This window comes from Pseudomonas sp. 05N432, assembly GCF_056396945.1.
In genome coordinates this window covers 47113-60090 of sequence record NZ_JBFTMM010000026.1, presented here as the reverse complement: position 1 = coordinate 60090, position 12978 = coordinate 47113, and the positions used below count along the sequence as shown (strand labels likewise).

Sequence of the window (12978 nt, the reverse complement as noted above, 5' to 3'; positions counted from 1 at the left end):
AGATTCGCAGTCGCCCGCAACACCCTTGCCTCTGGCTAACACTTCCCCTTGCCGGGTGTGTAGAGGACTTTCACCTCCAAGTCACCAGCGTGGCCACCACAGCCAAACTGGTTGCGCTTGCGCGCAACGCGCCATGCCTGGCGCACCCATAAAAAAACCCGCACCCCTTTCAAGGCGCGGGTTCTTTCATTGCATCAGCAGATCAACGCTCCAGCAGAATCCGCAGCATGCGACGCAGCGGTTCGGCCGCGCCCCACAGCAGTTGGTCGCCGACGGTGAAAGCACCGACGAACTGCGACCCCATGTTCAGCTTGCGCAGACGGCCAACCGGTACGTTCAGGGTGCCGGTGACCTTGGTCGGGCTCAGCTCCTGCATACTGATTTCGCGCTGGTTCGGCACCAGCTTGACCCATGGGTTGTGCTGGCTGATCAGCCCTTCGATATCGGCGATCGGTACATCTTTGTTCAGCTTGATGGTCAGCGCCTGGCTGTGGCAGCGCATGGCGCCGATGCGCACGCAGATGCCATCCACCGGGATCGGGCTCTTGAAGCGACCGAGGATCTTGTTGGTCTCGGCCTGGGCTTTCCACTCTTCGCGGCTCTGACCGTTCGGCAGCTCTTTGTCGATCCACGGGATCAGGCTGCCGGCCAATGGCACGCCGAAGTTTTCGGTCGGGTAGGCGTCGCTGCGCATGGCTTCGGCGACACGACGGTCGATGTCGAGGATGGCGCTGGCCGGATCGGCCAGTTGATCGGCAACAGCGGCATGGGTCACACCCATTTGCTTGATCAGCTCACGCATGTGCTGCGCGCCGCCACCGGAGGCCGCCTGATAGGTCATGGCGCTCATCCACTCCACCAGACCGGCTTCGAACAGACCGCCCAGGCCCATCAGCATCAGGCTGACGGTGCAGTTGCCGCCGATGTAGTTCTTGGTGCCCGCGTCGAGCTGCTGGTCGATGACCTTGCGGTTCACCGGGTCCAGAACGATCACCGCGTCATCCTGCATGCGCAGGCTGGAAGCGGCGTCGATCCAGTAACCCTGCCAGCCGGCTTCGCGCAGTTTCGGGAAGACTTCGCTGGTGTAGTCGCCACCCTGGCAGGTCAGAATCACGTCTAGGGTTTTCAGCTCTTCAATGCTGTAAGCGTCCTTGAGCGGAGCAATATCCTTACCCACGGACGGGCCTTGGCCACCAACATTGGAAGTGGTGAAAAACACCGGCTCAATAAGATCGAAATCCTGCTCTTCCAGCATCCGCTGCATGAGCACGGAACCGACCATACCGCGCCAACCGATCAGACCTACACGTTTCATCGCAACTACACCTTTTACAAAAAGTGGGCTCGCTTGCCGGCATCAGCGACAAGCGGGGCCAGAGAGATTACAGATTCCGCAGCGCTGCGACTACTGCGTCGCCCATTTCCTGCGTACCTACTTTCGCGCAACCCGGCGACCAGATGTCCCCTGTGCGCAGCCCTTGGTCCAACACCAGGCTGACGGCCTTTTCGATAGCGTCCGCGGCCGCAACCTGGTTGAAGCTGTAACGCAGCATCATCGACACCGACAGAATCGTCGCCAACGGGTTGGCAATGCCTTTGCCTGCGATGTCCGGCGCCGAACCGTGGCACGGCTCGTACATGCCTTTATTGTTGGCATCCAGCGAGGCCGACGGCAACATGCCGATGGAACCGGTGAGCATCGAAGCTTCGTCGGACAGGATATCGCCGAACAGGTTGTCGGTGACGATCACGTCGAACTGCTTCGGTGCACGCACCAGTTGCATGGCGGCGTTGTCGACGTACATGTGGCTCAGCTCGACGTCCGGGTAGTCCTTGGCCACTTGCTCGACGATTTCGCGCCACAGCTGGCTGGACGCCAGAACGTTGGCCTTGTCGACCGAGCAGAGTTTCTTGCCGCGTACGCGCGCCATGTCGAAACCGACGCGGGCGATACGGCGGATCTCGCTTTCGCTGTATGGCAGGGTGTCGTACGCCTGGCGCTCACCATTCTCCAACTCGCGCACACCACGTGGCGCGCCGAAGTAGATACCGCCGGTCAGTTCACGGACGATCAGAATGTCCAGGCCTGCGACGATTTCGGCTTTCAGGCTCGACGCTTCAGCCAGTTGCGGGTACAGGATCGCCGGGCGCAGGTTGCCGAACAGGCCCAGTTGCGCACGAATCTTCAACAAGCCGCGCTCTGGACGAATGTCACGTTCGATGGTGTCCCATTTCGGACCGCCCACCGCCCCCAGCAGCACCGCATCGGCAGCGCGCGCACGGGCCAGGGTTTCGTCGGCCAACGGCACGCCGTGCTTGTCGATGGCGGCGCCGCCGATCACGTCGTGGCTCAGTTCGAAATCCAGTGCGAACTTGTCGTTGGCCAGTTCCAGCACCTTGACCGCTTCGGTCATGATTTCCGGGCCAATACCGTCACCTGGGAGAATCAGAATCTGCTTGCTCATGCGTTCCTCATGTCATCAGTCGGCGCGCTCATGGGCGCGCCCGGAAAAATTCCAGCGCTTGGCGCTTATCGTTCAGCCATCAGCACCAGCACATCGGTGCTGAACGAACCATCGGCTTCAATCTCGAAATACTCGCGAACTTCATTGCCCATCGCCTGTTGCAACTCGCGGATCGCTACGCGCAACGCTTGGGGTGTACGCATGCGCTCGACCCAGGAGTTGTACTCCAGGCGCAGCCGCTGGCGCGTGGTGCTACGGGTATGCAACCCCGCCTCGCTGACCTGACGCAACCACTCCCCGGCGGAATAATCGCGCACGTGGCTGGTGTCGCGCAGCACCTCAACACTTTGCAGGTAAGTGTCGAACAACGGACTGCCCGGCGACAAGACATCAATGAACACTGCTACCCCACCCGGCTTGAGCACCCGGCGCACTTCGCGCAGGGCCAGGCCAAGGTCGCTCCAATGGTGCGCCGAATAACGGCTGAAGACGAAATCAAATTCACCCTCGGCAAACGGCAGGCGCTCCGCTGCACCCAGCACGGTAGTCACATTGTTCAGACCACGATCAACCGCGGCGCCAGCCACCACGTCGAGCATCTGCTGCGACAGGTCGTAGGCGATCACTTCCTTGACCAGCGCAGCCACCTGAAAACTCACATGACCGGCGCCACAACCCAGGTCCAGCACTCGTGCATCACCGCGACCTGCCAGTTCGGCCTGTAGCAACGCAAACTCGGTGCCCTGGGCGTGTACTGCGCTGCTCAGGTAAGCGGCAGCCTGTTCACCGAATTGCTTTTGTACGACGTCGCTGTGGTGGGCGGTGCTGGTCATGGTGACTTCCTTAAGGGGGTGAGTCTTGGGGTGTTTATTGGGGCCTCATCGCGAGCAGGCTCGCTCCCACAGGGGTTTTGTGAACGCCGCACATCCAGTGTGGGAGCGAGCCTGCTCGCGATGGCTTTGTTACGCCTTACGCAAAATCACGCGTCGCGAAACAACCACGGCTGGCTGGCGCGGTGCCTGGCTTCGAACGCAGCAATCGCATCGCCGTCCTGCAAGGTCAGGCCGATATCGTCCAGGCCGTTGAGCAGGCAGTGTTTGCGGAAAGCATCGATTTCGAAGCTCAGGACCTTGCCGTCAGGACGGGTCACGGTCTGGGCCTGCAAGTCGATCTGCAACTGGTAGCCCGGGTTGGCTTCCACTTGCGCAAACAACTCGTCGACTTCAGCGTCGCTCAGAATGATTGGCAGCAAGCCGTTCTTGAAGCTGTTGTTGAAGAAGATGTCGGCGTAGCTCGGCGCGATGATGCTGCGGAAACCGTACTCTTCCAGGGCCCATGGCGCGTGCTCGCGGCTCGAACCGCAGCCGAAGTTTTCCCGGGCGAGCAACACGCTGGCACCTTGATAACGCTCGGCGTTGAGCACGAAGTCCTTGTTCAACGGACGCTTGGAGTTGTCCTGATACGGTTGCCCGACATCCAGGTAACGCCACTCATCGAACAGGTTCGGACCGAAACCGGTGCGCTTGATCGACTTCAAGAACTGCTTGGGAATGATCTGGTCGGTGTCGACGTTGGCACGATCCAAAGGCGCGACAAGACCAGTGTGCTGGGTAAAAGCTTTCATGCTGCGCTCCTTCAGATCAATTCACGGACGTCGACGAAACGGCCGTTGACAGCGGCGGCGGCGGCCATTGCCGGGCTCACCAGGTGCGTACGGCCACCGGCGCCCTRACGGCCTTCGAAGTTACGGTTGGAGGTCGATGCGCAATGCTCAYCAGACTCCAAACGGTCCGGGTTCATTGCCAGGCACATCGAGCAACCTGGCTCACGCCATTCGAAACCGGCCTCGAGGAAGATCTTGTCCAGCCCCTCGGCTTCGGCTTGCGCCTTCACCAGGCCCGAACCCGGCACCACAATGGCTTGCTTGATGGTCGAGGCCACTTTGCGGCCCTTGGCGATCACCGCCGCAGCGCGCAAATCTTCGATCCGCGAGTTGGTGCAGGAGCCAATGAACACGCGATCCAGTTGAATGTCGGTGATCGCCTGATTGGCGGTCAAACCCATGTACTTCAAGGCGCGGACGATGGAGTCGCGCTTGACCAGGTCCATCTCTTTAGCCGGGTCCGGCACGTTCTGATCGACGGCGAGGACCATTTCCGGGGAAGTGCCCCAGCTGACTTGCGGCTTGATCTGCGCAGCGTCGAGCTCAACGATGGTGTCGAACTTCGCGTCCGCATCGGACACCAGGTCTTTCCAGGCTTCGACAGCCATATCCCATTCAGCGCCTTTCGGTGCGAACGGACGACCCTTGACGTAGGCAACGGTCTTTTCGTCAGCGGCAACCAAACCAACTCGCGCACCGGCCTCGATGGACATGTTGCAGATGGTCATGCGGCCTTCGACCGACAACTCGCGAATTGCGCTACCGGCGAATTCGATCGCGTGGCCGTTACCGCCGGCGGTGCCGATCTTGCCGATAACAGCCAGGACAATGTCCTTGGCAGTCACGCCGAACGGCAATTTGCCTTCAACGCGGACCAGCATGTTCTTCATTTTCTTGGCGACCAGGCACTGGGTGGCGAGCACGTGCTCGACCTCGGAAGTGCCAATACCGTGAGCCAACGCGCCGAAAGCGCCGTGGGTCGAGGTATGGGAGTCACCGCAGACCACGGTCATGCCCGGCAAGGTTGCGCCCTGCTCCGGGCCGATGACGTGGACGATGCCTTGACGCACGTCGTTCATCTTGAATTCGACGATGCCATATTCGTCACAGTTGTCATCGAGGGTCTGAACCTGCAAACGCGAGACTTCGTCAGCGATGGCAGCAATGCCGCCCTTGCGCTCAGGAGTCGTCGGTACGTTGTGGTCCGGGGTCGCGATGTTGGCATCGATGCGCCACGGCTTGCGCCCGGCCAGACGCAGCCCTTCGAAGGCTTGCGGCGAGGTCACTTCGTGAATGATGTGACGATCGATGTAGATCAGCGCCGAACCATCGTCGCGCTGCTTGACCAAATGCGAATCCCAGAGCTTGTCGTAGAGCGTTTTGCCGGCCATCAGACGTTTCCTCATCAGCTTGTTTCTATGCCCCGGGCTTGAAGCAATTCAATAACCCCTTGGCTTGTGAGGTCGATCCTATGGGGTTACATTAAATAACTCAAATTCATATTTTTTATGCTTTGGATAACCAACTGGAATACAACCATGGACCTGGCCAACCTCAATGCTTTTATAGCCATCGCCGAGACCGGCAGCTTTTCCGGCGCGGGCGAACGGCTGCACCTGACCCAGCCAGCCATCAGTAAACGCATCGCCGGGCTGGAGCAGCAGCTCAATGTGCGGCTGTTCGATCGACTGGGCCGGGAAGTCAGCCTGACCGAGGCTGGACGCGCCCTGTTGCCGCGCGCTTATCAGATTCTGAATGTGCTGGATGACACGCGCCGGGCGTTGACCAACCTGACCGGCGAAGTGACTGGCCGCCTGACACTGGCGACCAGTCATCACATTGGCCTGCACCGCCTGCCGCCCTTGCTGCGGGCGTTCACCCGACGCTATCCCGAGGTCGCGCTGGATATTCAGTTCCTCGATTCGGAAGTCGCCTACGAGGAAATTCTTCACGGCCGCGCCGAACTGGCAGTGATTACCCTGGCACCCGAGCCGCACACGCTGGTGAAAGCCACGCCGGTATGGGACGACCCGCTGGACTTCGTGGCGGCCCCCGAACACTCGCTGATCAGCAACGGCGCAGTCAGCCTGGCCGATATCGCCCGCCATCCGGCGGTTTTTCCCGGCGGCAACACCTTTACCCACCACATCGTGCAACGACTTTTCGAAGCCCAGGGGCTGACACCGAACATCGCGATGAGCACTAACTATCTGGAAACTATCAAGATGATGGTTTCCATTGGCCTGGCCTGGAGCGTATTGCCGCGCACCATGCTCGACGATCAAGTGGCACGCATTCCTTTACCGGGCATACAACTCACTCGCCAGCTAGGCTATATCGTGCACACCGAACGGACGCTGTCGAATGCTGCACGGGCTTTCATGGCCTTGTTGGACGCACAAATCGATTTGCCACGGACTCACGGCTAAGTTGTGCTAATCCTTTAAGGTCGAAAATCCCAGCGCCAAACACCCAATTCAGCCCAAGGCTTGTTACCCATGCCCAAATCTGCTGACCGCACTCGCTCACGCACGCCCCCAATGCCGCGCATTCAGGCGCTCGACCCGCGGACCTCGGAGCAGATTTGGGAGAGCGCACCACAACTGCTCGCCGCCTTGAACGGTGCACGTTTGGGCGCCTGGTACTGGGACATTGAACGCGGACTGATCAGCTGGTCGCGGGGGACTCAAGCCCTGTTCGGGTTTGACCCCAAAAAACCACTGCCGGCCGACATGGAATACCTGGATCTGTTGCCGGTGGAGGATCGAGCCAAAACCCTGCGAGCCTTTAACGCCGTAGTGGCCGGCGCACCGCTGGAACAAGCGATGCATCACCGGGTCCGCTGGCCCGACGGCAGCCTGCACTGGCTGGAGATCAACGGCAGCCTGATACCGGATAAACAAGGCCGGCCACGGATGATCGGGGTGATCCGCGAGATCACCCATCAACGCCAGCGTGAACAGGCCCTGAGCAGCTCGGAGAAACGTTTCGCAACACTATTTCACCTGAGCCCGAACATGGTGTTGCTGACCCGTCAGGAAGACGGCCTGATCAGCGAAGCCAATCAATACTTCGAAAGCCTGTTTGGCTGGCCCGTGCACAGCGTGATCGGCCGCACGACGCTGGAACTGGGCCTTTGGGTAGACCCGCAACAACGCGCCAAACTGGTCAAGGCAACCAAGGCCAAGGGTGAACTGGTCAGCATGGAGGTGCAGTTTCGCGCCAGCAACGGCCAGGTCCACGATGGCATTCTCAGCGCGCAAAAGGTTGAACTCGAAGGCCAGCCCTACCTGCTCAGCACTTTCCTCGACACCAGCGAACGCAAACTCGCCGAGCAAGCGCTCAAAGACAGTCAGGAGCGCCTGGACCTGGCCCTCGACTCGGCGCAACTCGGCACCTGGGACTGGCACATCCCCAGCGGCATGCTCTATGGCTCGGCCCGCGCCGCGCAGTTGCACGGCCTTGACCCGGTGCCCTTCCACGAGCCCTTCGATGCGTTTTTCGAAGGCGTGCCGGACGACGAGCGCGACAGCATGCGCGACGCCTATCGCAGCTTGCGCGAAGGCCCTGCCGGCAATTATCAACTGACCTACCGCGTGCAATTGCCCGACGGCAGTTCGCGCTACCTGGAAAGCCGTGCACGGCTCTATCGCGATGAGTCCGGCGCGCCCCTGCGCATGGCCGGTACGTTGCTCGACATCACCGACCAGGTGGAGCGCGAGCAGCGCCTGATCACCTCCGAAGAAAAATTCGCCAGCCTGTTCCAGGTCAGCCCGGACCCGATCTGCGTGACGCGCCAGGACACCGGCCAGTTCATCGAGATCAACCCCGCCTTCACTCAGACCTTCGGCTGGACCACCACCGACGTCATCGACCGCAGTGCCGACGAGATTGGCCTCTGGGACGCTTCGGTGAAGCGCCAGCAACGCATCGAGCAGGTGATTCGCGAACAGGCGCTCAACAACGTCGCAATCATCGTTCACCACAAGGACGGGCAACCCTTGACCTGCGTGATTTCCAGCCGTCAGATCAGCGTCGGCAACGAGCCATGCATCGTGACCACCTTGCGTGACATCACCCAGCAACAGCGCTCCGAGGCTGCACTGAAGGCCAGTGAAGAGAAATTCGCCAAGGCGTTTCACTCCAGCCCCGACGCCATCACTATCACCGAGCGCGACAGCGGACGCTACCTGGAGGTCAACGACGGCTTCTGCCGCTTGACCGGCTATCGCGCCGACGAAGTAGTAGGTAAAACCGTTTATCAGGTCGGCATCTGGGCCGAAGAAAAACAACGCTCAACCCTGCTGGCCGAGTTGAAAGCCAAAGGCCGGGTGCATCACCAGGAAATGCTTGGTCGCAACAAACGCGGCGAAATTCTCACCGTCGAGGTCTCGATCGAACCCATCACTCTCAACGAAACCGCCTGCCTGCTGATGACCGCCCGGGACGTCAGCCTGCTGAAAAACGCCGAAGCGCAGATCCGTCACCTCGCCTACCACGACCCACTGACCAATCTGCCCAACCGCGCCCTGCTGATGGATCGCCTGAGCCAGCAGATCGCCCTGCTGAAACGCCACAACCTGCGCGGCGCCTTGCTGTTCCTCGATCTCGACCATTTCAAGCACATCAACGACTCGCTCGGGCACCCGGTGGGCGACACCGTGCTGAAAATCATCACTGCGCGCCTCGAAGCCAGCGTGCGCATGGAAGACACTGTGGCGCGACTGGGCGGCGATGAGTTTGTGGTGCTGTTGAGCGGTCTGGAAGGTACACGCAACGAGGTCAGCGAACAGGTTCGCCAACTGGCTGACACGATTCGCGAGTTGCTGTCCGAGCCGATGTTCCTCGACGGTCAGCGCCTGCAAGTCACCCCGAGCATCGGCGTGGCCTTGATCCCCGATCACGGCTCAACCCCGACGGACCTGCTCAAGCGTGCCGACATTGCCCTGTACCGAGCCAAGGATTCGGGACGCAATGCCACGCAGATGTTCCACAACACCATGCAAAAAGCCGCCAGTGAACGCCTGCGGATGGAAACCGACCTGCGCCTGGCCCTTTCGCGTGGTGAGTTCAGCGTGCAATACCAGCCTCAGGTGGACGCCCTGGACGGTCGCATTATCGGTGCCGAAGCCTTGGTGCGCTGGCGCCACCCGCGACTGGGGGAGCAATCGCCCAGCGAATTCATCAAGGTACTGGAAGACAGCGGGCTGATCCTGGAGGTCGGCACCTGGATCCTCGATGAGACCTGCCAGGCCTTCAGGCAATTGATCGATAGAGGCCTGATCGATCCGCTGAACTTCAGCCTTTGCGTGAACATCAGCCCACGGCAATTTCGCCAGAACGACTTTGTCGAACGGATTGAACAAACCCTGAGCAGCCACGGACTGCCGTATTCGCTGCTCAAACTGGAGGTCACCGAAGGCATCGTGATCCAGAACCTGGACGACACCATCAGCAAGATGCGTCGCCTGAAGAAACTTGGCGTCAGCTTCGCCATGGACGACTTTGGCACCGGCTACTCCTCGCTCACGTACCTCAAGCGCCTGCCGGTGGACACCTTGAAGATCGACCAGTCGTTCATCCGCGATGCGACCAGCGATCCGAACGACGCGGAAATCATCCGCGCGATCGTGGCCATGGCCCGCAGCCTGGAATTGACGGTAATTGCCGAAGGGGTCGAAACCACCGAACAGCTCGATTTCCTGCAAGGGCTGGGCTGCCACTTGTATCAAGGCTACTTGCACAGCCAGCCGCTGCCGCTGGAGGGCTTCCTGAAACTGCTCAAATGACGGACACAAAAAAGGGCGCCGGTGGCGCCCTTTCTCATCGCGATGACTCAGTGCTGCAACGCTGGTTTTTGCGTCCCGTTGATCGGGATACGTTTGGCTTTCGCTTCTTCCGGTATGACGCGCAGCAGGTCGATGCTCAACAGACCGTTGCGAAGCTCTGCGGCCTTGATTTCAATGTGGTCCGCCAGCCGGAAGGACAGCTTGAAGGCGCGTTGCGCGATGCCCTGGTACAGGTAGGTGACGTCTTCATTGGTGTCACGCTTGCCGCCACTGATGGTCAACACACCTTTTTCTACTTGCAGCTCCAGGTCTTCTTCCTGGAAACCAGCCGCCGCGATGACGATGCGGTATTCGTCGTCGCCATGTTTTTCGACGTTGTACGGTGGATAGGTGCTGCCTGGCTCATTGCGCAGCGCCGACTCGAACAGATCGTTGAAACGATCGAAGCCCACCGAGGAACGGAACAGTGGCGCCATGGAAAATGCAGTACTCATGATTCAAATCTCCTGAAAACAATCAGCAAGTTTTTTTGTCTCCGCGACCCGAATTCGGCATCGCGTAATCCTTAGATAAGGACCGCCGATTGCATTTCAAGAGATTATTTTGTGTTTTTTTCAACAACGGTTTCAGGCTGCTTCGCACGCCTGCAGACCTAGTAAGCGCGAGACCTGATCCAGTTCGGTTTCACGGCGCAGGACCGTGAACAGCTCCACCGCTTCGGGATAATTGCGGGTCAGCATCGCCAGCCACTGCTTCAAGCGACCCGGCGACTGGCGCGGTGTCATTTGCGCCTTGGCTTGCAGCCAGAAGTCCTGAATCAGCGGCAGCAGCTCGGCCCAGGTCATCTCGACCACCTCTTCGCCGGCCCGTGCAGCAGCGATTTGCCGCGCCAGGTCGGGGCGTGACACCAGGCCACGACCCAGCATGATGTCTTCCACGCCGCTGATTTCGCGGCAACGGCGCCAGTCTTCAACGCTCCAGATATCGCCGTTGGCGAACACCGGCACCTTGACTACTTCCTGCACCCGCGGGATCCATTCCCAATGCGCTGGCGGTTTGTAGCCGTCCGTCTTGGTCCGTGCGTGCACGACGATGTGCGCAGCACCGCCCTCTGCCAACGCGGTGGCACAGACCAGAGCGCCGTCGGGGCTGTCAAAACCCAAACGCATCTTGGCCGTCACCGGGATATGCGCCGGCACTGCACGGCGCACATGTTCGACGATTTCGTTGAGCAGTTCCGGCTCCTTGAGCAGTACCGCACCGCCACGCGACTTGTTCACGGTCTTCGCCGGGCAACCGAAGTTCAGATCGATCACCTCCGAGCCCAGCTCACAGGCCAGCGCCGCGTTTTCTGCCAGGCACACCGGATCGGAACCGAGCAATTGCACGCGCAACGGCACGCCTGAAGCGGTCTTGGCGCCGTTCAGCAGTTCAGGGCCGAATTTGTGGAAATAGGCAGGCGTGAGCAGTTGATCGTTGATCCGAATGAACTCGGTCACGCACCAATCGATACCGCCAACACGGGTCAACACGTCCCGCAGGATGTTGTCGACCAACCCCTCCATGGGCGCCAAAGCAATTTGCATGGAAAACACTCAACGAAAAACGTGCGGCAGTTTACTGGATTACGCGAGGAATTCGCAGGACATCGCTGATCCCTTGTGGGAGCGAGCCTGCTCGCGATTCAGGCGGCGCGGTTTATCAAGTACACCGCGTTATCGTTCATCGCGAGCAGGCTCGCTCCCACATTGGATCAACGCCGGGCCGTAGCCTTCGATGAATTCCGCTGGCATGCGCCTCGGCTTGCCGCTGGACAGCTCGATGCAGACAAACGTGGTTTGTGCCCGCAGCAGTGTGGCGTTGTCGCTCGGGCGTTTCAGCTGGAAGTGCCGGGTCATCTTCAGGCGCTGATCCCAGTCGACGATCCAGGTCGCCAACTGCAACTCGTCACCTTCATAGGCGGCTGCCAGGTAATCGATCTCGTGGCGCACCACAGCCATCGCCCGGTCCAATCGCCGATATTCGGTCAGGTCCAGCCCTAGGCGCTGCGAGTGGCGCCAGGCGCAGCGCTCGAGCCAGGTGACGTACACCGCATTATTGGCGTGCCCCAACCCATCGATGTCCTCGGCAGCCACCTGCAGATCAATGATAAACGGCGTTGCCCGATCCCAGCCCATGCCCCACTCCCGGTCAGATTATTCGACCGGGGCAGTGTAACGGATGATCAGGCCGATTGGCGCGCCTGCAAGCTCCGACCGGACAGCAACGAGAGCACGCCTTCGATCACTCGCGGATCCGCCAGCACCCGCTGATGACCGCCCTCCTCCAGGCGCAACAGCCGGCTGTCGAACCAGGCGTCGTGAATCAATTGCGACTCATTGACCGAGACAAAGACGTCGTCTTCGGCGTGCACGATCAGCCCTGGCATATCCAGTTGATAGTGGGTGACGTCGAGTCGTGAGGCCTGGATACCCACATCCCGTTCGACTTTGCGGATAAACGCCGAACGCGCCTTGGGCGGCATGCGAACATGGCGGGCAAAACCGCGCAACACGGCGAGAATCCGTGCCGGTGCGGCGATACTGACCAATGTTTCTGTGCGCAAACCCAATTGAACGGCAAGCATCGCACTGGCGCCGCCCATGGAGTGGCCGATGACCGCTTGCAAGGGCGGCAGTTCTGCCGCTGCTTCGAGCATCGCCCGAGCAAAAAGCACCACATTGGCCTCGCGGCCAGGCGAGCGACCGTGAGCCGGACCATCCAGCGCGACCACGGTGTAGCCGGCGTCTACCAGCGCCGTGATCAGGCTGGCGAATTGTGTCGGCCGACCTTCCCAGCCGTGCATCAGCAGCACTGTCGGGCCCTGGCCCCAGCGCAACGCTGAAAGACCGAAGCGCAGGGTGATCCGCTCGGACTTCGCCAGCAGCGGCATTTCCCAATCACGCAAAGGCAGCTCGCGCGGCGTCATGAACACCGAACGCATCTTGCTCGCCACCCATTGCGGTGCAACCCAGCCCAAGGTGCCGTTAACGCCACGAACCCAACTTAACGTGCTCATCGC

Annotated in this window: 11 protein-coding genes; 2 read left to right on the top strand and 9 right to left on the bottom strand. The window is 60.4% G+C overall.

The features are described from left to right. Positions 1-202 precede the first annotated feature (202 nt). The 5 genes from asd to leuC form a co-directional block, all read right to left on the bottom strand. Positions 203-1315, bottom strand: coding sequence for an aspartate-semialdehyde dehydrogenase (asd, locus tag AC1DHT_RS27060; RefSeq protein ID WP_054596622.1), 1113 nt, complete (start codon positions 1313-1315; stop codon positions 203-205). Positions 1316-1382: 67 nt separating this feature from the next. Continuing rightward, complete coding sequence (gene leuB, locus AC1DHT_RS27055; protein WP_401119237.1) at positions 1383-2465, bottom strand: 3-isopropylmalate dehydrogenase; 1083 nt, start codon at positions 2463-2465, stop codon at positions 1383-1385. Between the two features lie 65 nt (positions 2466-2530). Beyond that, entirely contained in the window at positions 2531-3298 is a 768-nt protein-coding gene (locus AC1DHT_RS27050) for a class I SAM-dependent methyltransferase (protein WP_427544092.1), read from the bottom strand. 146 nt (positions 3299-3444) lie between these two features. Continuing rightward, positions 3445-4089, bottom strand: coding sequence for a 3-isopropylmalate dehydratase small subunit (leuD, locus tag AC1DHT_RS27045; protein ID WP_054596619.1), 645 nt, complete (start codon positions 4087-4089; stop codon positions 3445-3447). A gap of 11 nt (positions 4090-4100) precedes the next feature. Next, the gene (gene leuC, locus AC1DHT_RS27040; RefSeq protein ID WP_477761543.1) at positions 4101-5519 is read right to left on the bottom strand and encodes a 3-isopropylmalate dehydratase large subunit; all 1419 of its coding nucleotides are present in this window, start codon (positions 5517-5519) and stop codon (positions 4101-4103) included. A 147-nt stretch (positions 5520-5666) separates the two neighbouring features. Between leuC and AC1DHT_RS27035 the strand changes: the two genes are divergently transcribed. Then, the gene (locus AC1DHT_RS27035) at positions 5667-6557 is read left to right on the top strand and encodes a LysR family transcriptional regulator (RefSeq protein WP_145022637.1); all 891 of its coding nucleotides are present in this window, start codon (positions 5667-5669) and stop codon (positions 6555-6557) included. Between the two features lie 69 nt (positions 6558-6626). Continuing rightward, positions 6627-9917: a PAS domain S-box protein gene (locus AC1DHT_RS27030; RefSeq protein WP_427544098.1), complete on the top strand. Its 3291-nt coding sequence runs from the start codon at positions 6627-6629 to the stop codon at positions 9915-9917. 47 nt (positions 9918-9964) lie between these two features. On the opposite strand, the gene AC1DHT_RS27025 is transcribed toward AC1DHT_RS27030, so the two are convergent. The 4 genes from AC1DHT_RS27025 to AC1DHT_RS27010 all read right to left on the bottom strand — a co-directional run bounded on the left by AC1DHT_RS27025 (position 9965) and on the right by AC1DHT_RS27010 (position 12975). Continuing rightward, positions 9965-10411: an Hsp20 family protein gene (locus tag AC1DHT_RS27025; protein ID WP_427544101.1), complete on the bottom strand. Its 447-nt coding sequence runs from the start codon at positions 10409-10411 to the stop codon at positions 9965-9967. Between the two features lie 132 nt (positions 10412-10543). Then, positions 10544-11503: a tRNA dihydrouridine synthase gene (locus AC1DHT_RS27020; protein ID WP_427544104.1), complete on the bottom strand. Its 960-nt coding sequence runs from the start codon at positions 11501-11503 to the stop codon at positions 10544-10546. A 129-nt stretch (positions 11504-11632) separates the two neighbouring features. Beyond that, positions 11633-12094 (bottom strand): acyl-CoA thioesterase, encoded by a 462-nt coding sequence (locus AC1DHT_RS27015; protein WP_427544107.1) that lies wholly within the window; start codon positions 12092-12094, stop codon positions 11633-11635. A gap of 47 nt (positions 12095-12141) precedes the next feature. Further along, the gene (locus tag AC1DHT_RS27010; RefSeq protein ID WP_427544110.1) at positions 12142-12975 is read right to left on the bottom strand and encodes an alpha/beta fold hydrolase; all 834 of its coding nucleotides are present in this window, start codon (positions 12973-12975) and stop codon (positions 12142-12144) included. Between the last annotated feature and the right edge of the window lie 3 nt (positions 12976-12978).